Origin of the sequence: Branchiibius sp. NY16-3462-2, assembly GCF_001594145.1 — a bacterium.
Taxonomy (GTDB): domain Bacteria; phylum Actinomycetota; class Actinomycetes; order Actinomycetales; family Dermatophilaceae; genus Branchiibius.
Window position 1 is genome coordinate 255,069 of sequence record NZ_LVCF01000038.1, and the last position, 20,311, is coordinate 275,379.

The 20,311-nt window shown below is 66.5% G+C and carries 17 protein-coding genes and 4 tRNA genes; 13 read left to right on the forward strand and 8 right to left on the reverse strand.

Features of this window, described 5'->3' with window-relative positions; genetic code table 11:
• Nucleotides 1-5 precede the first annotated feature (5 nt).
• The 5 genes from AZH51_RS13010 (at nt 6) to AZH51_RS13030 (ending at nt 1,155) form a co-directional block, all read left to right on the forward strand.
• Nucleotides 6-78, forward strand: a tRNA-Gly gene (locus AZH51_RS13010).
• 26 nt (nt 79-104) lie between these two features.
• Nucleotides 105-175: transfer RNA gene (locus AZH51_RS13015), tRNA-Cys, on the forward strand.
• Between the two features lie 80 nt (nt 176-255).
• Nucleotides 256-328, forward strand: a tRNA-Gly gene (locus AZH51_RS13020).
• 27 nt (nt 329-355) lie between these two features.
• Nucleotides 356-430 (forward strand) — tRNA-Val (locus AZH51_RS13025).
• A gap of 239 nt (nt 431-669) precedes the next feature.
• Nucleotides 670-1,155, forward strand: a complete 486-nt coding sequence (locus tag AZH51_RS13030) for a nucleoside deaminase (RefSeq protein ID WP_291524959.1) — start codon at nt 670-672, stop codon at nt 1,153-1,155.
• Between the two features lie 43 nt (nt 1,156-1,198).
• On the opposite strand, the gene AZH51_RS13035 is transcribed toward AZH51_RS13030, so the two are convergent.
• Nucleotides 1,199-2,620, reverse strand: coding sequence for an NAD(P)/FAD-dependent oxidoreductase (locus AZH51_RS13035; protein WP_291524961.1), 1,422 nt, complete (start codon nt 2,618-2,620; stop codon nt 1,199-1,201).
• 49 nt (nt 2,621-2,669) lie between these two features.
• Nucleotides 2,670-3,446, reverse strand: coding sequence for an SDR family NAD(P)-dependent oxidoreductase (locus AZH51_RS13040; RefSeq protein ID WP_291524962.1), 777 nt, complete (start codon nt 3,444-3,446; stop codon nt 2,670-2,672).
• Between the two features lie 155 nt (nt 3,447-3,601).
• Between AZH51_RS13040 and AZH51_RS13045 the strand changes: the two genes are divergently transcribed.
• Nucleotides 3,602-4,528, forward strand: coding sequence for a LysR family transcriptional regulator (locus tag AZH51_RS13045; protein ID WP_291524964.1), 927 nt, complete (start codon nt 3,602-3,604; stop codon nt 4,526-4,528).
• A 78-nt stretch (nt 4,529-4,606) separates the two neighbouring features.
• Here the strand turns inward: AZH51_RS13045 and AZH51_RS13050 are convergent, their stop codons facing one another.
• The 5 genes from AZH51_RS13050 to AZH51_RS13070 form a co-directional block, all read right to left on the reverse strand.
• On the reverse strand, nt 4,607-6,181 hold the full coding sequence (locus AZH51_RS13050; RefSeq protein ID WP_291524966.1) for an acyl-CoA synthetase: 1,575 nt from the start codon (nt 6,179-6,181) through the stop codon (nt 4,607-4,609).
• A 69-nt stretch (nt 6,182-6,250) separates the two neighbouring features.
• The gene (locus tag AZH51_RS13055) at nt 6,251-7,021 is read right to left on the reverse strand and encodes an MBL fold metallo-hydrolase (protein ID WP_291524968.1); all 771 of its coding nucleotides are present in this window, start codon (nt 7,019-7,021) and stop codon (nt 6,251-6,253) included.
• Nucleotides 7,018-9,078, reverse strand: coding sequence for an alkaline phosphatase family protein (locus AZH51_RS13060; RefSeq protein WP_291524970.1), 2,061 nt, complete (start codon nt 9,076-9,078; stop codon nt 7,018-7,020). Before AZH51_RS13060 ends, AZH51_RS13055 begins: the two co-directional genes overlap by 4 nt.
• 30 nt (nt 9,079-9,108) lie before the next feature.
• Nucleotides 9,109-9,954, reverse strand: a complete 846-nt coding sequence (locus AZH51_RS13065; protein WP_291524972.1) for a MurR/RpiR family transcriptional regulator — start codon at nt 9,952-9,954, stop codon at nt 9,109-9,111.
• A complete protein-coding gene (locus tag AZH51_RS13070; protein ID WP_291524974.1) occupies nt 9,951-10,757 on the reverse strand; it encodes a class II glutamine amidotransferase in 807 nt (268 codons plus the stop codon). The genes AZH51_RS13065 and AZH51_RS13070 overlap by 4 nt, the downstream gene beginning before the upstream one ends.
• 101 nt (nt 10,758-10,858) lie before the next feature.
• Here AZH51_RS13070 and AZH51_RS13075 point away from each other — a divergent pair, with 101 nt between their 5' ends.
• The 4 genes from AZH51_RS13075 to AZH51_RS13090 all read left to right on the forward strand — a co-directional run bounded on the left by AZH51_RS13075 (nt 10,859) and on the right by AZH51_RS13090 (nt 17,005).
• Nucleotides 10,859-12,211 carry a glutamine synthetase family protein gene (locus AZH51_RS13075; RefSeq protein WP_291524976.1) on the forward strand — a complete coding sequence of 451 codons (1,353 nt, stop codon included), beginning with the start codon at nt 10,859-10,861 and terminating at the stop codon, nt 12,209-12,211.
• Nucleotides 12,208-13,359, forward strand: a complete 1,152-nt coding sequence (locus AZH51_RS13080) for an amidohydrolase family protein (protein WP_291524977.1) — start codon at nt 12,208-12,210, stop codon at nt 13,357-13,359. Before AZH51_RS13075 ends, AZH51_RS13080 begins: the two co-directional genes overlap by 4 nt.
• Nucleotides 13,356-14,840 (forward strand): APC family permease, encoded by a 1,485-nt coding sequence (locus tag AZH51_RS13085; RefSeq protein ID WP_291524979.1) that lies wholly within the window; start codon nt 13,356-13,358, stop codon nt 14,838-14,840. The genes AZH51_RS13080 and AZH51_RS13085 overlap by 4 nt, the downstream gene beginning before the upstream one ends.
• Before the next feature lie 131 nt (nt 14,841-14,971).
• A complete protein-coding gene (locus tag AZH51_RS13090; protein ID WP_291524981.1) occupies nt 14,972-17,005 on the forward strand; it encodes a phosphocholine-specific phospholipase C in 2,034 nt (677 codons plus the stop codon).
• A 5-nt stretch (nt 17,006-17,010) separates the two neighbouring features.
• Here AZH51_RS13090 and AZH51_RS13095 read toward each other — a convergent pair whose 3' ends face one another.
• A complete protein-coding gene (locus tag AZH51_RS13095) occupies nt 17,011-17,688 on the reverse strand; it encodes a hypothetical protein (protein WP_291524983.1) in 678 nt (225 codons plus the stop codon).
• A gap of 246 nt (nt 17,689-17,934) precedes the next feature.
• Here AZH51_RS13095 and AZH51_RS13100 point away from each other — a divergent pair, with 246 nt between their 5' ends.
• Genes AZH51_RS13100 through AZH51_RS13110 form a run of 3 tightly spaced genes read left to right on the forward strand, consistent with a single transcriptional unit; the run spans nt 17,935 to nt 20,285 of the window.
• Nucleotides 17,935-18,984 (forward strand): chorismate-binding protein, encoded by a 1,050-nt coding sequence (locus AZH51_RS13100; protein WP_291524985.1) that lies wholly within the window; start codon nt 17,935-17,937, stop codon nt 18,982-18,984.
• 15 nt (nt 18,985-18,999) lie between these two features.
• The gene (locus AZH51_RS13105) at nt 19,000-19,842 is read left to right on the forward strand and encodes an aminotransferase class IV (protein WP_291524986.1); all 843 of its coding nucleotides are present in this window, start codon (nt 19,000-19,002) and stop codon (nt 19,840-19,842) included.
• Nucleotides 19,839-20,285 (forward strand): TIGR02611 family protein, encoded by a 447-nt coding sequence (locus AZH51_RS13110; RefSeq protein WP_291524988.1) that lies wholly within the window; start codon nt 19,839-19,841, stop codon nt 20,283-20,285. The genes AZH51_RS13105 and AZH51_RS13110 overlap by 4 nt, the downstream gene beginning before the upstream one ends.
• Nucleotides 20,286-20,311: the final 26 nt, after the last annotated feature.

Sequence of the window (20,311 nt, forward strand, 5' to 3'; positions counted from 1 at the left end):
CAGGTGCGGACATAGCTCAGTTGGTAGAGCGCAACCTTGCCAAGGTTGAGGTCGCCGGTTCGAGCCCGGTTGTCCGCTCTCGTGGTCGCCTGTCGGCCGCGCCTGGTGGAGTGGCCGAGAGGCGAGGCAACGGCCTGCAAAGCCGTCTACACGGGTTCAAATCCCGTCTCCACCTCGGACCCCCGTTTTGGTGTGGGGGAGTGCACTCGGATAGAGTTCACGACGTTGTCCAGCCGGTAACGGCGCGGACAGCAGGCGGACATAGCTCAGTTGGTAGAGCGCAACCTTGCCAAGGTTGAGGTCGCCGGTTCGAGCCCGGTTGTCCGCTCTGACGATCGCTTCGGCGGTCGGCATTGGGCGATTGGCGCAGCGGTAGCGCGCTTCCCTGACACGGAAGAGGTCACTGGTTCGATCCCAGTATCGCCCACCATCGTATTCGGCCCCTGACCAGCGGAAACGCAAGGTCAGGGGCTTTTTCGTTGCCGCGCGTGCCCTCAGTATGTCCCGTAACTGCTGTTATCCGTGAGGCGTGGCGTGAGATTGCTCTGACCCGCGACGACTGGCGCGGGGTTGCTGGCATTTCGGCGAAGTCGCGCAAACGCGTGCTAGTTGCGTCGCGGGGGAGCGATCGCGGCACACTCGCGAGGCGTCACCAAGGATGATGGGGCTATGAGCGCATTGACTGCCATCGATGAGGATCTCCTGCGCCGGGCGATCGACCTGTCCGCGTCAGCGGTGCAGCATGGCAACCACCCGTTCGGTGCGCTGCTTGCCGACGGTGCCGGCAATGTGCGGTTGACCGCGGAGAACACGGTCAACACCGATCGCGACGTCACCGGCCACGCTGAGACCAACTTGGTGCGAGCCGCGTCGCGATCTGGTCTGCTTGACCACGACGCAGCGGGGTTGACGCTCTTCACCAGTTGCGAGCCGTGTGCGATGTGCTCGGCCGCTGCCTATTGGGGCGGGATCGGCCGCGTGGTGTTCGCCATGGCCGAGACCACTCTCTATGGGGTCACCGACGCCCACCCGGAGAATCCCACCCTGGCGTTGCCCAGCCGGACGGTTTTCGCTGCGGGACAGCGGAACACGGTCGTCGAGGGCCCGTTCCTGGAGGAGCTGGCGGCCGTGCCGCACGCAGGCTTCTGGCGCTGATGGGGTGCCCGGGTGTCCTCAGAAAGGACGCCCAGGTGTCCGATTACACGAGAACGGACTCGTTGTCCCGGGGCGTCGCGTCCTGGCTACGCCGCGGAGACGAAGCATAGAAGTCCATGTCGTCGTAGCCGGTGGGTAGCGGAATGCCGAACTCGGTGCGGGCGTACTCCGGAATCGTGTAGAGCACGGTCTCCGCGTCGTATTGCGCTTCGTTACGCGGAGTGTCCGCAAAGGGAAAACCGCCCGTCATGTCGGGCTGGTAGTCCTCTTTGAATCGACGCATGTTCTCGGCGTTCTCTCCGGTCAGAAGCGCGTTCGCGTCGGCGGCCGCGTAGTTGGCGCATAGGTCGTAGAGGGTCCAACCGGCTCCCACAGCAGCGTGAATCGTGCCACCGCTGTACAAGCCTTCCTGCCCGGGGAAGAACACCTCGAGATGCAACTTGGGGTGACCCCGGCGGTACTGCACGATGTCGTCGGGAAGGAAGTCGTAGTGAACCTGGTAGCCGGTCGCGAAGACGATGACGTCGACATCCTCGGTAGTCTCGTCGCCGAAGTGCACGGTCGAGCCATCGATCCGGACGATGTCAGGTCGACGGGTGAGGAGACCATGGGTGAAGGCGTGCAGCACCGTGTTACTCACAATCGGGTGGGTTTCGCCGATCGGACCCTCTGGCACCGGCAGCCCGTAGGCGCTCAGATCGCCGACGGTGGCAACGATCAGATCCATGAAGTCCTCGGGCTTCATATCTGCCATCCACGGTCGCTGCGCGATAGCGGCGCGACCGTCGAGGAAGTCCGGCAGCGCGACGCCGAAGATCTGCTTGGGGAAGAACCAGTACGGCCTGCGGGTCGACAGGAACGCCGCCGAAGCGTGGAAGGCCGCATCAGAGGCGATGTCCACTCCGCTGTTTCCGGCGCCGACAACCAGGACGCGCTTGCCGTCGAACAGCTTGGGGGAGCGGTAATCCTTGGAGTGAATGGCCGTTCCGGTGAACCCGGCCAGTCCTTCGATCTGCGGCAGTTGCGGTCGCCACTGGGTGCCGATCGCGCTATAGACACCGCGGTAGTCACGCATCTCGCCGGTGGACAGTCGCACGCGGTAGTAGCGCCCCTGGTCGCTGTCGATGGGTTCTACCTGCTCGACGGAGGTGTCGAACTGGCACAACTCGTCCAGTTCGAACTCCCGGGCAAAGTCGCGGATGTAGTCGCGTAGTTCCGACCACTTCGGGTACATCGCAAGCTCGTCGGACATCGGGTAGCCGACGAAGCCACCGGCGATACGCGAGGAGATCATGCTGCACGTCTCGTACATCGGGGTGCCCGGATTGTCGATGTCCCAGAGGCCGCCGACGGAGTGGTGCCGCTCGACGATGTCGACATCGATGCCGTAGCGGCGGAAGGCTCTCGCCGCGATCAGGCCGTTCGGGCCGGCGCCGATGATGAGGAAGCGGGTGGGCAGGGTCATGAGTGCGTTCTCCTTGATGAGATGGGGTTGGTGGCAGGCGGAAGCGATGTCAGGTGAGGATGGCTCCGCCGTCGACCGACAGGGTCTGGGCGGTGATGTTCTTCGCGCGGTCGCTGAGCAGGAAGCCGACTGCTTCGGCGACGTCCTGGGGTTCCTGGGGACGCCCCATCGGAATCAGTTGCGCGACCATTCCCGCGAAGACCGTCTCGTGGGGAACGTCGCGCACACTCGGATCCAGCTCTTTGAGAGCGTCGATCGCCGTCCGCCACATGTCGGTGTAGATGACCCCGGGCATCACACTGTTCGAGCGGATTCCGCGGGGCGCACCGATGCGGGCAACGCTGTGGCTCAGTTCAATGACGGCTGCCTTGGATGAGCCGTAGTCCGTAAGAAGGTCATTGCCGGAGCGTGCTGCGACCGACGACAGATGGACGATCGAAGCGGGAGGTGCAGCGTGCGCCAGGAACTGCTGTGACATCAGGAACGCACCGCGAACGTTGATCGCAAAAGTCCGGTCCCAATGCTCTGACGTCATGGTCTGGAGCGGGATGAACGTTCCAACACCGGCGGCGTTGACCAGGCCTTTCAGATCCCCTTCCGCCACAGCGGCCTCGACCGTGGCGGCGACGTCCCCGGGGCTGCTCACGTCGCACACGACGGGCAGCACCCGTGCCCTGCCAGCGTGGCTCCATTCATCGGTAACGGCCGCGAGCTGCTCGCCCCGGACGTCGGCGGCGATGATGACGTCGTAGTCATCGACCAGTCGGGCGACGATGGCCGACCCCAGGCCGCCGGATGCGCCGGTGACGATGGCGGTGTCACTCATGGTGTCCTCTCATGATCAATCCGCGGTGCGTGCGCCTCGCGTTGTTCGAGTGTTGTGCGTCACATTGGGTGGCGTACAGGTCGAATCCCGTGGGCCTGCGTACGCCGGTGTTAATGCGGTCGGCCACGTAGGTGCCTAGCCTTGACCCACCTGCAATGAAGGAGGTGCTGGCCGTGTACGAGAACGCCGCCCGTCTCGACATCGGCCTGCGCGGACTTCACGCCTTCGTGGTCCTGGCCGAGGAAAGGCACTTCAGCCACGCTGCTGCTCGACTTTTCGTGACGCCGCCCGCGCTCAGCCAGCAGATCCGTCGTATCGAGTCGTCGCTCAACGTGCGCCTGATCGATCGCGAGGCGCGGCCCCTTGAACTCACCGACGCAGGGCGTCTGCTGCTGGAACATGCTCGGCGGATCCTTCAGGAAGGTGAGGACCTGGCCGGCGGCCTCGCCCGGGTGCGCCGTCGCGAATCATCAACGCTGAGAATCGGATTCGTGACGGGAGCAGCGGGGGCGCTCACGGGGAGCATCCTCAATGCGCTGACCTGTGCCTTTGAGCTGGAGCAGATCGCCTGGACCAAGCAGACGGCAGCCGTGGCGTCGGGTGAGGTCGACGCCGCGTTCGTACGTCCGCCGCTGCCAGCGACCGGCGGGATCGAGTTGCTGACCGTTGTCGTCGAGCCGCGACTGGCGATGCTTCCGCCGGGCCACCCGTTGGCCGGGCGGTCATCCTTGTCGGTTCTCGAACTTAACGGCGAGGTGCACGTAACGACCGATCGCATGCCATCGGAATGGCTCGCCTGGTGGTCGGTTGACCCGCGCCCCGACGGCCGGCGGGTGACGTTCGGACCGGTCGTCCACACCATGGACGAACAGGTCCAGACCGTTGCCGCCGGCCTGGCCGTCGGTATCACGGCCGCATCGATCGCCGATCTCTACGCAGGATCGGGGGTCGTTTTCGTTCCCTTGGACGATGTCGAGCCATGCACCGTCGCGTTGTGCACACGGTCCCGGGACAGCCACCCAGGAGTCACCGAACTGCGGCGGGTCGTGTCGGAGCTGGGCGCGGGGCACGCGGCGATCTAGCTGCCGCCGGCCGCACCCGAGGTGTTGGGGGTGCGCTGCACGGCCGAGGACCTTGAGCCGGTTGACTGATCCGGCGGGTTACGAAGCGCTCTGTGCGAGATCAGCGAGTTCCTCGCGCAGTTGCCGTTTGAGGATCTTGCCCGAGGGGTTCTTCGGCAGAGCGTCGGTGATCACCACATACTTCGGCGTCTTGTAGCCGGCCAGCACACCTCGGGCGTGTGCGATCAGGTCGTCTTCGGTGGCGCTCTCGCCGTCCTTGAGCACCACGACCGCCGTGACCGCTTCGACCCAGTGCGGATGCGGTACGGCGAATACCGCCACCTCGGCAACCGCGGGGTGGGTGTAGATCGCTTCCTCGACCTCTCGCGTGGCGACGTTCTCGCCACCGGTCTTGATCATGTCTTTCTTGCGATCGACGACGTAGAGGTAGCCATTGATGTCCATGTAGCCCAGATCGCCGGAGTGGAACCATCCGCCACTGAACGCCAGGGCTGTCTTCTCTGGTTGTTCGTAATAGCCGAGGGTGGCATGTGGTGTGCGGTGGCAGATCTCACCGATCTCACCCGGTGCGACCTCGTGGTTGTCGTCGTCGAGGATCCGGGTCTCCACGTTCAGCGCGGGACGGCCGGCGGAACCGGCTCGCGCCACCTGGTCCTCAGGCCCGAGAAGGGTTCCCAGCGGCGCGATCTCGGTCTGTCCGTAGAAATTCCACAACCGGGTTTCCGGTAGACGCTCGTGCATCTCCTTCAGGATCGCCACCGGCATCGGTGACGCTCCGTAATAACCCTTCGCCAGCGATGACAGATCGGTCGAGTCGAACGCCGGCGAGCGCAGTAACCCGATCCACACCGTGGGCGGGGCGAAGAACTTGGTGACGCCGTACTTCTCGATGGCGGACAGCACCGCAGTCGGCTCGGGCGCGGGCAGGATGATCGAGGTGGCCCCGAGGTAGACGTCCACGCCGAGAAAACAGTCCAACTGGGCGCAGTGGTAGAGCGGCAGCGTGTGCAACTCGACGTCGTCCGCGCTCATCTCGCCGCCCACGACGCACGACACGTAGTGCCACATCAGCGAACGGCTCGACAGCAGAGCGCCTTTCGGGCGTGACTCGGTGCCCGAGGTGAACATCATGCGCACCGGATCGTCGTCGGCCACGTCGATGGGTGGGCATCCCCCGTCGTACGACGTCCACTGGCTGAGTGCCGACCACCCGTCGGGCGCGGCGCCGATAGCCATCCGCACCGCCACCGGTCCTGCCTCCGCGATGGCCTTTTCGGCAGTGGGAATCAAGGCGTCCTCTACCACGAACCCCGTGGCACCCGAATGCTGCAGGATGAAGGCGATCTCGCTCGCGGTGAGCATGAAGTTGATCGGCACCAGGATCACCCCGGCCCGCGCGGCGGCGAAGTCCAGGACGGCGTACTGCCAGCAGTTGTGCGCCAACAGGGCCAGGCGGTCACCCTTGGCCAGGCCCGCCGACACGATGGCCGCGGCGGTCCGGTCGACCGTGGCCTCCAACTCGGCGAACGTCAAGGTCGTATCACCGTCGATGATCGCTGCCTTGTCCGGGAAACGCTGGGCGCTGCGACGGGTCATATCACTCAGACTGTGCCGACGGGCGATGGCGATCTCTGGCGATTCGGGAGTGGTCACGGTGTCTCCTTCGACCTCGTAGCGGCTGCTGAGTCGAACGTACCTTCCGGGCTCGCCGACGCCCAGTGGTCAGGCGGCAGGTAGCTGCCAGCCCGGGCCTGTTGCTGCGAGCTGCACGAGAGACGTGTCGGGTGCGACCGCCGTCAATGACGAAGCGAAAAGCTCTGCGGGAGAGTGCATCCAGTCCAGCCGCCGCAGGTTCAACCCCACCGCGTGCAGCGTGCCGTAATGAATCGGAACCACGAAGCGAGGTCGTACCACCCGGCAGACTTTCGCGGCGCCAACGGCGTCCAGGTGGCCGGCCGACAGGCGTGGTCCCCAGCCGTGAATGGGCAGCAGCACGACATCGATGCGCCCGCCGGCCCACTCGGCCAGGTGTTCCATCTCGGGGTAGTCAGCGGTGTCGCCGGCGAACCAGACGGTCCCCGACGGGCAGCGCAACAGGAAGCCGTGCGCATCGATCGGTCGTCCCGGCAACGGGCGGGCGTGGTGTTCGGCGGGGACGAGACGGACTTCCGTGGCGCCTGACCCCGGTATGCGCTGCCAGTCCGAGGAGATCCCTGCACTCCCGATGCCCCTGTCGGACAACCAGTTCGCGACGTTCGCCGACGCGAGGACGGGCGTCTCCGGCAGCAGTCGCAGGGAGGCAACGTCGGCGTGGTCCAGATGGAGGTGCGACAACAAGATCGCATCCACACCTGACCAGTCGGCGGCACGCGGCGGGGGAGTGACCCGGCGCAGGAGGCCAACGTGGTTGCGCAGCAAGGGATCGGTGAGGACCCGGGTGCCGTCGAGGTCGATAACGACGGTCGAGTGCCCCAGCCAGCGGACATCGATCACGACGATGCGTCCAGCGCCGCACGCCACCGCTGGAGTTGCCGGTGCAGCGCCACCGGTCCGACCGGGATATCGGACCCGTCGACCTCGGACAACAGGTCCGGATCCAGCGGCCACGCACTGGGATGCACCAGCAACGCCTGGTTCTGCGGGCCACCGATTCCACCGTGCGAACCCACCTGGTGCTCGAACGCGTGGATCCGACCGCGATCATCCACCGTCGAAATGATCACCAGGTCACCCGAGCGGGTCACGCCGTGCAAGCGGATCAGGTCGGGCGCCGTACGGGAGGGATAGCCGATCAGCGGATCGTCACCCTCCACCGTCCCGGTGGTCAGGTGACGGAGACCCGACGGGCCGAAGACGATCGGTTGACCGTCGTCCTCGGTGACCATCACCAGGCCAACACCGGGCGTCGCTACCAGCCCGGGGATCAGCCGCGGCCAGCGCTGTGTCACCTCGGCCAGCGCTGGTCGCTGCGCCAGCCGGGGGAACCACACCATTCCCAGATTGCCCCCGCCGGTGACCGCCACCTCTGGCAGCTTCGCGGGTGGGTCGTCCTGGTTCCGGTCAGGACCGAGAACGGGACCCTCAGGAGGCCGATCACCCTTGCCCACAAGGGAATTGATCAAGGCGTTGACCGGACCCCACTCCTCGCCCGCAGTGTGCGCGATGATCGAGACCTCGTCCGGCGACGCCGACATCAAGGACGTCACGTGGTCGGGGAAGGAGGTCCCGGTGAGTTGGGCGAACGTCTCGCCCAGGCTCTGGCCATGGTCGGAAATCACCACCAGCTCGTACTCGCGGTTGCTGGAGTGCGCGACCTGCTGCAGCAATGCAAGAGCCCCGTCCAGTCCCTCGAGCGCGCGCATCGACTCCGGCCGTTCGGGACCAGCGTGGTGCGCGATCTCGTCGTAGTCCACGAAGTCGACGAAGATGATCGGCCGTCCGGCGGACATTTCTTGCGCGATGATCGACAGGTTCAGCTTGCGTAGCAAGACATTGGTGAGACCGCGCAGTGCGACATAGCTGCCCGACCGGGAGATCCGTGGTTGCACATCGCGAACCTTCTGCTGGTGGGCCTGGTAGAGCTCCTTGACCATCTCGCCGACGGTCAGGACCAGGGCGCCCGGCAGGAGGAGGGGCCGGGAGAAGAAATTGACGTACGTCGCGCCCGAGCCCAGCCCGCGACTGCCCGTGGCGTGGCTGATGGTCAGGTAGGCCTGCGAGGCTTCGCCGCCGAACGTCGTACTGATCGCAGTGCCGCCATCGCGCAACAGACCCTTACCGGGTGAGAACCGTTCCTCGATCAAGCGGGCATCGGACGGTCGGCTCACGGCCAGCAGGCGCCCGGTGTCGCGGTCCCACCACCGGAACGCGGGCACCTGGGCGTCGTCGCCGTGCAGCACCCCGGCCATGGTGGCCGGTGTGGTCGAGGGCACCGTCTTCCACCAGGTGTCCAGCCGATGCGTGCTGCCCAGCCAACGGTCCAGGTTGGGTGCCTGACCAGCCTCGATGGCCCGGTTCAACACGTCCGGAGAGACCCCGTCGAGTTGCACCACGAGCAACCCGCGACCCCCGGTGCGCGGCGACGTGCGCTTCCGGGTGGCGGCCCCGACGATGTAGCTGCTGTCGGTCGAGCCGACCAACCACCGGGCCAGCGCCAGGATCGCGGCAGCCACCACCATCGCTTTGGTCACCGGCCACCAGCCGACCTCGGTCCCACCCGCGGCGACGATGACGACAACGACGAAGACAGCCAATTGCGCTCCGAGGCCGAGAACAAGGGCCAGGATGGCGCTGCCCCGGGCTGCCACCCGCCGCAGGATCGGGCTGAGTACGAGTTCGATGAGAGCGAATCCCACGGCCAGCGTCAGGAGCAGCAACGGGAAGCTCCGCACGCTGTCGATTCCCGCGACCGCCAGGCCGACGCTGAACGCGAGGCCGGCCAGCAGGACCGACCAGAACGCCGTGAAGACGTCCCTCAGGCGTGGCCGGGGTGACGAAGATGCAGCAGTGGCGTTGTGGTCGGCCCAACCCGACGCTGGCAGCGAGGTCACGTGCCCATTCTCCTCAGCGCTACTCCCGGGTTAGGTCGTTGGCGTCACCATCTCATGACCGCGTAGCTGGTCCAGCCGTCGCAACCGGTCCCGACCGGAGTCGGCGAGGCGGGAGACTGCGTCGCGTAAGAGCAGTTCCACGACCACCGCGGTCGAGGTGATCCCACCGAAAGGGGAGGCCGACCAATCCGGAACCGTGAGGACGACGTCCGCGTCGGTGGCGGCAGGGGACATGCTGTGGTCGGTGACCAGGATGACGGTTGCTCTGCGCGTCCGGGCGTAGCTGACGACGTCGATGGTGGAGGTCTGGTAGGTCGCGACGTCGAAGGCCATCAGTACGGAGCGCGCGTCGAGGTCGACCAACAGGCTGGCATCCGTGCCGAGGGGGTCCCGCAGGAAGTGTGCGCCCGGACGGACGGTGTTGAGTGCCGCTGCGAAGAGTTCAGCGACAGTGCCGGTGAATCGGCCACCGACACAGAGCACCTCACGGTTGAGGTCGCACAACGACGTGAGGGCGGCCTCCCATTCCGAAGGGTGCTGGGCGCGAGCGGTATCGATGACCGAGTCGGCGAGCGCGCTGGCGGCCTCGGCGATGGGACTACCGCCGGCTTCCGTGGATCGGTCGGTGCGCGGCGTGCGGGCGAGGACATCGGCCGCGATCTCATCGCGAAGTCGCAGTTGGAGGTCGGCAAAACCGTTGTAACCCAGCGATGTTGCGAATCGGACCACTGTGGGTGCGCTGACTCCGGCGGTCTTGGCCAGCGCCACTGTGCTGCCCAGACCGGCGCGCGGATAGTCCGCCAGTAGCGCGCGCCCGACCTTCCGCTCGGCGGGACTGAGGTCCCCGAGGTGATCGCGGATGGTGTCGGTGATCATGCGGCCAGCCCGCGACTATCGATGGAGAGTTCGAGGGAGGCGAGGTCGACCGTGCTGATCGAGTCCTCCGGCAGCGGTGTCCAGGAGTCGCTGCCCAGGCCAGCGGAAGTGAACACCCAACCTCCCCCCGCGACAGCGCGGTAGCTCATCCGGAAGTAGACCTCGGAGTGGTCCAGCGGCATCTCTTCCGGACCGAGACCGCTGGCCCGGAAGTCCTCCCAGGGCACCTTCGCCAAGCTGCTGGAATGGATAACACACAGCGAATCTGCTGTGAGGGCAACGGCGTTCAGGCTAGCCTCGGGGTACGCCGATCGGAGAGTCCGCACGGTGCGCGCCGCCGCGTCGCTCAGGTCGCCGGACTCCGACAGATGGCGTCGCAACAACATGAAGTACATCTCGCTGTCGGTCGTGCCGCTCAGAGCGGCCCGCTCGTCATCGGTCAACAACTGGCGCAGGGCATCGGTCGGGACGATGGATCCGTTGTGCGCCAGCGCTAGTGTCCCGTCGGTGAACGGGTGGGCGTTCATCGGACTGATGGCCATGGCATCGGTGGCCAGTCGCAGGTGGACGATGCGCGCACCGGCCGGGTCCCCCTCCAGCACCCGCTGGAGGCGGTCCTGCGTGTGGGCCGGCGAGGCGTCCCGCATCCGCTGGATCGATTGGCCGGGTGCATCGACCCACGCCGATCCCCATCCGTCGTCGTGCAGCAGGGACATCCGCTCAAAGCGCCGGGTCTGCGGCGCACCGAGCACCTGACGGGTCGTGACGGCGGTCGGCGTGGCGTGCGCGAGGAGTCGGCACACAGGTCCTCCGGTTGTTAAGGCGATGTAACGATGTCTACAAATATCAACTCGTTGCTCGAATTGTACGAATTACGACACCCGGTAGCGGGAGGATGTGGCGCATGGTGACTGATCCGACCGCCCTCGCGGCCCAGCGAGCCGAACTCGCCAGGGAGGGCGTGCGGTGCGTTGCCGGCTGGGCTACCAACGCTTCCAACCTGTTGCACGCCAAGACGATGCCGCTGGAACGGCTCGCCGATTTCGTGACGTCGGGGGCCGGGATGAGCCCGGTCTACAACGGCTACAGCCTGGATGCGAGCATCCAGTTCACGCCTTTCTACGGTGCGGTCGGCGATCTGCGGTTGCGCCTGATCCCCGAAACCGTGCGCGTTCTCGGCGACGGTCTGGCGATCGGCGCCACCCGCGCGGTGGATCAGGACGGTGTCGCCGACGAGTGCGCACCGCGCAACATCCTCGAACGAGTGGTGGCTGATGCCGCGGACGCGGGATTTGCTCCACTGATCGGGCACGAGCTCGAGTTCACCCTGGTCAATCCGGACGGTTCGTTGATCGATGTCCCGGCGTGGACGCCGTACGGCCTGGGTCCCGTCGTCGGGCTCCAGGGGTTCATCGATGACCTGATCACCCAAGGCGCTACGGCCGGAGTCAGTTTCGAGCAGGTGCATGCCGAGTACGGGGCGATGCAGATCGAGGTGTCATTGCCGCCCGCAGACCCGGTTGTCGCTGCTGACACGGTCGTGGTCGCCAAGACCGTCATCGGACGCGTCGCCCGCCAGCACGGGATGTTGCCCAGTTTCTCGCCGGTGCCGATCGCCGGTGGGGTCGGCAACGGCGCCCATCAGCACTTCTCGCTCTCGCGTGGCGGCAGTTCGATCTTCGCAGGGGGCGACGGCGCGCGAGGAATGACCGCCGCGGGTGAACATGCGGTCGCGGGACTCCTGGCGTCGCTACCCGAGGCCCAGGCGGTCTTCGCCGGTTCGGTGTTGTCCGGCACGCGGCTGGCCCCCGGTCTGTGGTCCGGTGCCACCGTCTGCTGGGGCACGGAGAACCGGGAGGCGAGTATCCGTTTCCTGCAGGGCGGTTCGGCTAATCCGCACGGTGCGAACGTCGAGGTGAAGATCATCGATCCCTCCGCGAACCCCTATCTGGCGTCCGCGGTGATCCTCAGCCTTGCCATCCGCGGCATCGACCGTGCGGCCGCGCTCCCGCCCGAGACCACGGACGACCCGAGCAGTCTCGACGACGATGCCCGTGCCGCCGCCGGGCTGACGGTCCTGCCGACCGATCAGCAAGCCGTGCTGGACGCGTTCGAAACCTCAGCCGTGATGAGTGAGATTCTTGGACCCCAGTCGGTTGCCGCCTTACTGGCGGTGCGCCGGCACGAGCAGGATGTGTACGGCGATCAGGACCCGGGCGAGCGCAGCGACGCGTTGCGCTTGGCGTGGACGGTGTGAGCGCCGACCCGGGCCTACGCGAGGCGGTCGAGCAGCTGCCGCTGATCGACCACCACGTGCACGGCGCCTTGAAGGACACACCGACCCGTGACCAATGGGCGAATGCCTTCATCGAGGCCGACACGGAACCCTTTCCGCCGCAACTGGATCCGCTGGACACGCAACTCGGGTTCGCCGTACGTGCATGGTGCGCCCCCGTCCTGGACCTGCCCCGGCACGTCGACCCGCAGATCTACTGGCAGCGACGAACGCAACTGGGCGAGGCAGAGGTCAACCAGCGGTTCCTTACGGCCGCGGGCGTCGAGCGGTGGTTGGTCGACACCGGTTTCGCGACGGACACCATCCTGGACCCCGAGCAGCTGAGCAGGATCTCCGGGCGGCCGGCCGATGAGATCGTGCGGCTGGAGGTTCTTGCGGAGCAGTTGCACGCCGATGGCACCAGCCCGGCCGACTACCCGGACGCCTTCCGGGAGCTCCTGAGTAGCCGGACCCGCCATGCGGTGGGCACGAAAACGATCATTGCCTACCGCTGCGGCTTTGACGTCGACCTCACACGACCGTCGGACGCGGCGGTGACGAGGACGTATGCCCAATGGCATCAGGCAGATTCACGCCTCACGGATCCAACCCTCATTGCCTTCGGGATGCACGAAGCGACCCGGGCGGGGCTTCCGCTGCAGATCCACGTCGGCTTCGGCGACCGCGACCTGGACCTGCGGGCCGCTGATCCGCTTCTGCTCACCGACTTCCTGCGTGACCCGCAGGTGCAGCAGACCAGCGTGCTGCTGTTGCACTGCTACCCCTACGAACGCGCTGCGGGATACCTGGCCCAGGGGTTCCCCAACGTCTACCTCGACGTGGGTCTGGCCGTGAACTACCTGGGAGCGCGGTCGGCCGCCGTCATCGCCCGGTCCCTGGAGATGGCTCCGTTCAGCAAGATCCTGTATTCCTCCGATGCCTACGGGCCTTCGGAGTTGCACTACCTCGGCGCGCGCTTGTGGCGCACCGGCCTCACCAAGGCACTGTCGCAGTTCGTCGCCAGCGACGAATGGTCCGTGGACGACGCCGTCCGCATCACCCACCTCATCGGCTCCGGCAATGCTCGCCGGGCCTATCCAGCTCTGAGTGTCGAGGAGCAATCGGTATGACTAGCAACGAAACCAAGACCACCACCGGTGGTCTGCGTCGCACGCTGTCGGTATGGGAGGCCATCGGTGTCTCCGTCGCGCTGATGGCGCCATCGATGGCCGTCAACATCAACCCGCAGGGCATCAGCAACAGCGTCGGTCGTGCTGTGCCCCTGGCGTTCGTCCTGGCAACGGTGAGCGTGCTGCTCATCTCGTGGACGTTCGTGCGACTCACCCAGCGCTTCCATCACGCGGGCTCCGTCTACGGCTTCGTCGGTGCCACCCTCGGTCCGCGAGCGGGTATCTTCGCTGGCTGGTCCCTGGTCGGCACCTACCTCTTCTACGCCGTCGTAACCTCCACGGCCGCAGGACGTTTCATCAGCGAGGAGCTGTCCGCGTGGGGCGTTTGGAAAAACGCGCCGGACTGGAGCGCATTCATCTTCACACTACTCGCGCTGGCCATCGTCGTGCTCCTCGCCACCCGGGAAGCGCGCAACTCCACCCGGCTGCTTCTGGTCATCGAAGCCGTCACGGTGACCTTGATCGTCCTGGTGTCGGTCGTTGTCCTGGCCAAACTCCTGGGCGGGGGCGGCCCGAGCGGCCAGAAATTCGACATGTCCGTCTTCTCCCTTCCGCCGGGCCTCGGTGCGTCAACGGTCTTCCTCGGTGTGGTCTTCGGTCTGCTGTCCTTCGCCGGCTTCGAGTCGTCCGCAACGCTGGGGGAGGAGGCCAAGAATCCGCGGCAGGACATTCCGCGCGCGATCCTGGGCACGGCGATCTTCGGTGGTGTGTTCTTCGTGGTGATCACGGCTATCGAGATGATGGGTTTCGGCACCAACGACAAGGGAGTTGCCGCGTTCACCTCCTCGGAGTCGCTGCTGGCTGATCTGTCCGGGGACTACCTGGCGGGCTGGGTGGGTCACGTCATCACGATCGGTGCGACGGTCAGCGCGATCGGTTGCGCCCTGGCCTGCGTCGTGGGTGCCTCACGCCTGATCTTCGCGTTGTCCCGCGACGGCGCCGGGATCCGGTCCCTCAGTGAGGTCGACGAGCGGCACGGAGTACCGGTGCGAGCTGTGGGCGTCGTCGCCGGCGCCGCAGCGCTGATCGTGCTCCTGGCCTGGATTGTCCTGCGGGCACAGACTTTTGACGTGTTCCTCTACTCCGGCACGATCGGCACGTTGATCCTGATCGTGGTCTACATCCTGGCGACTGTCGGCGCCTATCGGTTGTGTTTCACCACGTCCGGACCGGGTATGGGCGACCTGCAGGTCCGACGGTGGGAGCTCATCATCCCGGTGCTCGCGATCCTCGTGCTCGCCTACACGCTCTTTCGCAACGTCTACCCGTTCCCGTCCGGCGCGGGTTGGTGGGGCCCCGCCCCGGCCATCGCCTGGCTGCTCGCGGTGCTGGCGCTGGTCGTCGTACGCCGATCGGCCACCGAGGAGGCGGGTGAGAAGCTCACAGCCTCGGAGGGTCTGACGGCGGCGGGTTCGAACTAGCACGATTGGGAGTTCGCTGAACCTCCGATCGATGTCCGCTGGGTGGCCGCACCCACCATGCGGCAGAGGATCATTCGGCGTTCACGTCATCGCCAGCTGTGCGTTGCGCGGACCGAGTTTGCTGCCTGGTTATGGCCTCTCTCGATCGTCGTCGCTTCCTCCAACTCGCCGGCGCCACCGCCGCCACGTCCGCCCTGATGGGCACCATCGACAAAGCCGCTGCCCTGCCGGCCAACCACCGCACGGGCTCGTTGCGCGATGTCGAGCACGTGGTGATTCTGATGCAGGAGAACCGTTCCTTCGACCACTACTTCGGGTCGCTGCGGGGCGTGCGCGGCTTCGGTGACCCCACGCCGGCAACGCTGCCCAACGGCAAGAGTGTCTGGCACCAGCCCAAGCTCCTCGGCGAGGTCCTGCCCTTCCACCCCAGCAAGGAGCAGTTGGGGCTGGCCTTTCTGGAGGATCTGGACCACAGCTGGACCGGGGGTCACGCGGCGTTCAACGCCGGCAACTACGACCGTTGGATCGCCGCCAAGACCGCCACCACGATGGCCTATCTGACCCGCGAGGACATCCCGTTCCACTACGCACTGGCGGACGCCTTCACCATCTGCGACCAGTACCACTGCTCGTTGCTCGGGCCCACCGACCCCAACCGCTACTACATGTGGAGCGGCTGGGTCGGCAACGACGGGAAGGGCGGTGGCCCGGTCATCTCCAACGATGAGCAGGGCTACAGCTGGACGACCTACCCAGAGCGGCTGGAGCAGGCCGGCGTGTCCTGGAAGATCTACCAGGACATCGGGACCGGACTGGATTCGGACGGAAGTTGGGGGTGGACCAGTGATCCGTACATCGGCAATTACGGGGACAACTCGTTGCTCTACTTCAACCAATACCGCACGGCGGCAGCAGGATCCGCGCTCTACGAGAAGGCTCGCACCGGCACCAACGTCAGCGCATCCGGCACCTACTTCGACCAGTTCCGCGCGGACGTCGCCGCCGGCACGCTGCCGCAGGTCTCTTGGATCGTGGCACCGGAGGCTTTCACCGAGCATCCGAACTGGCCGGCCAACTACGGCGCCTGGTACGTCTCGCAGATCCTGGACGCGCTGACCTCCGACCCGCAGGTGTGGGCCAAGACCGCGCTGTTCATCACCTACGACGAGAACGACGGCTTCTTCGATCACATCGTGCCGCCGCACCCGCCGGTCTCGCCGGAGCACGGCGGCTCCACGGTGCCCACCACCAACGAGCACTTCCCGGGGTCACTCGAAGGTCCTGCGGGGCCGTACGGTCTCGGTCAGCGGGTTCCGATGCTCGTCGTATCTCCCTGGAGCAAGGGCGGATTCGTGTGCAGCGACGTGCTCGACCACACCTCGATCATTCGCTTCCTCGAGCAGCGATTCGAAGTCGCCGAACCCAACATCACCCCGTGGCGGCGGGCGGTGTCCGGCGACCTGTTGGCCGCGTTCGACTTCTCGCGATCGTCCACGAGTGTCCCGGCGCTGCCCTCGACCGCCGGGTACCAGCCGCCGGACAAGGACCGGCACGCCGACTACGTGCCAACCCCGCCGCTCGACCAGTCCGTGCCTCGCCAGGAGCCGGGCACCCGCCCCGCGCGGGCGCTGGGTTACCGGTTGGAGGTCGACGACCAGGCCAAGCCTGGTGCTCTTACGGTGCAGGTACGCAACTCCGGCTCACGGGGTGCGGTGCTGCAGGTGCGGTCGACCACCGATCTGAGCGGACCCTGGACCTACACCGTGGGGGCCCGAACGGATCTGAGGTTCGTGCTGCATCCGCTGGTGCCCGTCTACTCCTATGAGGCCCATGGCCCGAACGGCTTCTTCCGGTCGTGGAGTGGCAGCAACCTGGCGGCCAATCCGGTGGTGACGACCCGGGTGTCGGGGGAGCGGCTGAGGGTGAGCGTGCACAACCCCGGGCCGGACACCACGATCACGAGCGTCACGGGGGTGCGCCACCCGATCAGCCGGACACACGCCGTACGTCATGGGCAGGACTGGACGTTCGAGGTGGACGCTCGCGCCGAGTCGGGTTGGTTCGACGTCACCCTGCGTTCCAGCGCGGATCCCAGTTTTGCCCGACGCTTGCGCGGGCGTCTGGAGAACGGCCGGGAGAGTTCGACGGACCCGGCACTGGGCTGACCGACTCAGCCCAGCGTCGGCTGCAATTCGATCGTCACCGCGTTGTCGGGACCAGCCGAGACGGCGTTCAGTAGCGGCGTCGTGAGGCCGCAGTTGCTGAACTTCGGAATGGTCAGGTTGCCCTTCAGGTGCACCGGGCCGAAGACGTTCAGGTACCCGCTCGGCAGCTTGTCCAGGGTGCCGGTCAGCGTCAGATTGGTCTGCGACGTGGTGCACGAGCCGCTGACCAGGTTCACCGGCAGCCCCAGGGCGGTGACCTTCGTGATCTGCAGCTTCAACGGCTGGACCAGGTTGATCTGGTTCTTGGCACCGCTGAGCGTTCCCTTGGCCGGACCCACCGGGATCACCTTGACGTCGATCGCGGCCAGCTTGAGATTGCCCAGCTTGGCACCGGTGGTGACGCTCGCGCGGCCCGGCTGAGGGGTGATCTGAGAGGTGAGCGGCTGCGGCTCGGTGCCGAGTTGAGTCGTCGACACCTCCGTGGTGTGGAAGGCGATATCGGTGTTGAGTTTCTTCAGGTGGGTGGTGATGGTGCCTTCGTGGTGCAGCACCCAGGTGTACTCGTCCGCCGAGGCGCTGGGGGCCATCGCGACCGTTGCCGCGATGGCGGCGGCGGTGAGGCCGGCGCCGGCGTAGACGCTGCGACGGGCGGTGGTTGACGACAGATGGCTCGGGCGGAACATGACGACTCCTTCTCGGCGGTGCACCGACGCTGTGTGCGTTAGTGCGGCTGATGGGTACCTGAAGTGACGCTAGGTGGCTGCCGTCACATTCTCAAACCGAAGCTACCGATCGGTAGGGTCGCGCGGCGGCTGGTCGAAGTCCTGACCTGCGGCGATGTGCCGATCGTAAATGTTCGGTAAACAATGTAAAGCAGTCGTGCTGCTACGCCCCGGCGCCAGAGGACGGTCCACGGCACAATGGCGCCGATGGACGGTGAACCGCACGCGCGATTCCGGGAATGGCGCGCCCGTCAGGCAGTGCAGATCGAACACGATCCGTGGGTGCTCGACGAACCGGGATTCTGGGTCGTGGCCCTGGGCTTCGCGGGCGAGCTGACTGCGGTGCGCTTCGATGACGTACGGCGAGTCCCACCGCCCGCGCCACCCTCGCCCGGCCGTGCGCGAGCCAAGTCGGCGCCGGCGGGGCAGTGGCGCACCTCCCTGGACCGATCGGCGTACGTCCAGGGGGTTCAGACGGTGCGGGACGCGATCGCCGACGGCACGGTCTACCAGGTCAACGTCTGCCGGGTCCTCGAGCGGGAGGTGCCGGCCGGGTTCGACCTGGACCGCCTGGATGCGGCTGTCCGCCAACGCAGTTCAGGCCGGTACGGCGCCCGGGTCTTCGTGCCCGCCGCGGACCTGGACATCGTGTGCGCCTCGCCGGAGTTGTATCTGAGCAGGGACGGCGAGCAGGTGACCTCCGGTCCGATCAAGGGCACGGCGGTGACCCTGGCGGCGATGCTGGACAAGGACTACACCGAGAACGTGATGATCACCGACCTGGTGCGCAACGACCTGCAGCGGGTCTGCCAGGCGGGAACCGTGCGCGTCGACGGGTTGTGCCTCCCGGAGGAGTACCCCGGCAGCGTGCACCTGGTGTCGCACGTGAGCGGGACACTCGCGGCGGACACGCCGTGGGCGCAGGTGCTGGCGGCCTCCTTCCCGCCGGGTTCGGTGTCCGGAGCGCCGAAGCACACGGCACTGCAGATGATCTCCGCGATCGAGCCGGTCGATCGTGAGATCTACTGCGGCGCAATCGGGTACGTCGACAACCGGGACCCGTCGCGGCCGCGCGCGGAACTCGCGGTAGCCATCCGGACGTTCTGGCGGGCAGGACGAACCCTGCGGTTCGGGGTCGGCGCCGGCATCACGTGGGCATCGGATCCGCAGGGGGAGTGGTGGGAGACTGACCTCAAAGCCAGGTGGTTGGTGGAGCTGGCCGACGCCGTCATTGCAGACAGCCCGGAGCGGGCGTAGGAGGACACAGTGGGTATGCGGGTGTGGGTCAACGGGCGCATCGTGGGCGACGAACCGAGCCTAAATGCGCTCGATCACGGCGTCACGGTCGGTGACGGTGTCTTCGAGACCTGCAAGGTGGTCGACTCCGGGGTGTTCGCGTTGCAACGCCACCATGAGCGACTGGACCGCTCGCTGCAGGCGATGGGCCTGCCCGCCGCGGACCGGGGGATTCTCGATGAGGCGATCGGCGCCGTACTGCAAGAGCCCATCACCTTCGGCCGGTTGCGCTACACCGTCACCGCGGGGGTCGGCCCGATGGGTTCGGACCGCGGCGACGCGCCGCTCAGTTACGTGGTCGCGGCGGCGGAGGCCGCGCCGTTCCCACCGACCGCCAAGATCGTCGTCGTGCCGTGGACCCGCAACGAGCGGGGCGCCCTGGCAGGGGTGAAATCCACGTCGTACGGCGAGAACGTGCTGGCGCTCAAGCGTGCCAAGGCCGAGGGCGGCAGCGAGGCGATCTTCGCCAACACCCGCGGCGAACTGTGCGAGGGCACCGGCAGCAACATCTTCGTGGTCATCGACGGGGTCGCTGTGACGCCGCCGCTGACGTCCGGTGCGTTGGCCGGGATCACCCGGGGTCTGGTACTGGAGGCGGCAGCCGCCACCGGGATCCCGACCGCAGAGCGGGACCTGCCGATCGGCGTACTCGACACCTGCGACGAAGTCTTCCTGACCTCCACCACGCGCGACATCCAACCGGTGCATGCCGTCGGTGAGCGAACGGTTGCTGCGCCCGGCCCGGTCACGGCGCGATTGCAGGCGGCTTTCGCGGAAGTGTCGCGGGAGATGGGCGTGACCCGGTTCGCGCCAGTATGAGTCAGCGCACGCCGAAAGACAGCAAGTGGTGGGTGGATGCGGACGAGGATCCGTGGGCCTGGCGGCGGGCGCTGAAGTCCAACTGGACCACGATGATCATCTACCGAACCATCGTCATCGTCGTCGGTCTGGCGATCGTGGTGCTCGGGGTCATTCTGCTGCCGTTCCCGGGCCCGGGATGGCTGATCATCTTCCTCGGCCTGGGGGTGTTGGCCTCGGAGTTCGAGCCAGCCGCCAAACTGCGCTCGTATGCGATCAAGCAGGTCAAGAAGTGGAACGAGTGGCAGAAACAGCAGTCCTGGTGGGTGCGCGCACTGCTCGGTCTCGCGTTGTTCGTGTTCGTCGTGGCGGTGTTCTACGCGCTCTTCGCGATCAGCGGCGTGCCGGCGTATTTGCCTGATGGCGTTGAGAATTGGCTGCGCGGGCTACCTGGCCTGCACTGAACTAGGAGTCACCTACGATCGGTGAA

What these genes read in the sequence shown, in the direction of transcription:
- AZH51_RS13065 (WP_291524972.1), bottom strand. Translation starts at nt 9,954, where the DNA reads ATGATCACCGACACCATCCGCGATCACCTCGGGGACCTCAGTCCCGCC.
- AZH51_RS13030 (WP_291524959.1), top strand. Translation starts at nt 670, where the DNA reads ATGAGCGCATTGACTGCCATCGATGAGGATCTCCTGCGCCGGGCGATC.
- AZH51_RS13100 (WP_291524985.1), top strand. Translation starts at nt 17,935, where the DNA reads ATGGACGGTGAACCGCACGCGCGATTCCGGGAATGGCGCGCCCGTCAG.
- AZH51_RS13095 (WP_291524983.1), bottom strand. Translation starts at nt 17,688, where the DNA reads ATGTTCCGCCCGAGCCATCTGTCGTCAACCACCGCCCGTCGCAGCGTC.
- AZH51_RS13040 (WP_291524962.1), bottom strand. Translation starts at nt 3,446, where the DNA reads ATGAGTGACACCGCCATCGTCACCGGCGCATCCGGCGGCCTGGGGTCG.
- AZH51_RS13045 (WP_291524964.1), top strand. Translation starts at nt 3,602, where the DNA reads ATGAAGGAGGTGCTGGCCGTGTACGAGAACGCCGCCCGTCTCGACATC.
- AZH51_RS13085 (WP_291524979.1), top strand. Translation starts at nt 13,356, where the DNA reads ATGACTAGCAACGAAACCAAGACCACCACCGGTGGTCTGCGTCGCACG.
- AZH51_RS13105 (WP_291524986.1), top strand. Translation starts at nt 19,000, where the DNA reads ATGCGGGTGTGGGTCAACGGGCGCATCGTGGGCGACGAACCGAGCCTA.
- AZH51_RS13110 (WP_291524988.1), top strand. Translation starts at nt 19,839, where the DNA reads ATGAGTCAGCGCACGCCGAAAGACAGCAAGTGGTGGGTGGATGCGGAC.
- AZH51_RS13090 (WP_291524981.1), top strand. Translation starts at nt 14,972, where the DNA reads ATGGCCTCTCTCGATCGTCGTCGCTTCCTCCAACTCGCCGGCGCCACC.
- AZH51_RS13075 (WP_291524976.1), top strand. Translation starts at nt 10,859, where the DNA reads ATGGTGACTGATCCGACCGCCCTCGCGGCCCAGCGAGCCGAACTCGCC.
- AZH51_RS13035 (WP_291524961.1), bottom strand. Translation starts at nt 2,620, where the DNA reads ATGACCCTGCCCACCCGCTTCCTCATCATCGGCGCCGGCCCGAACGGC.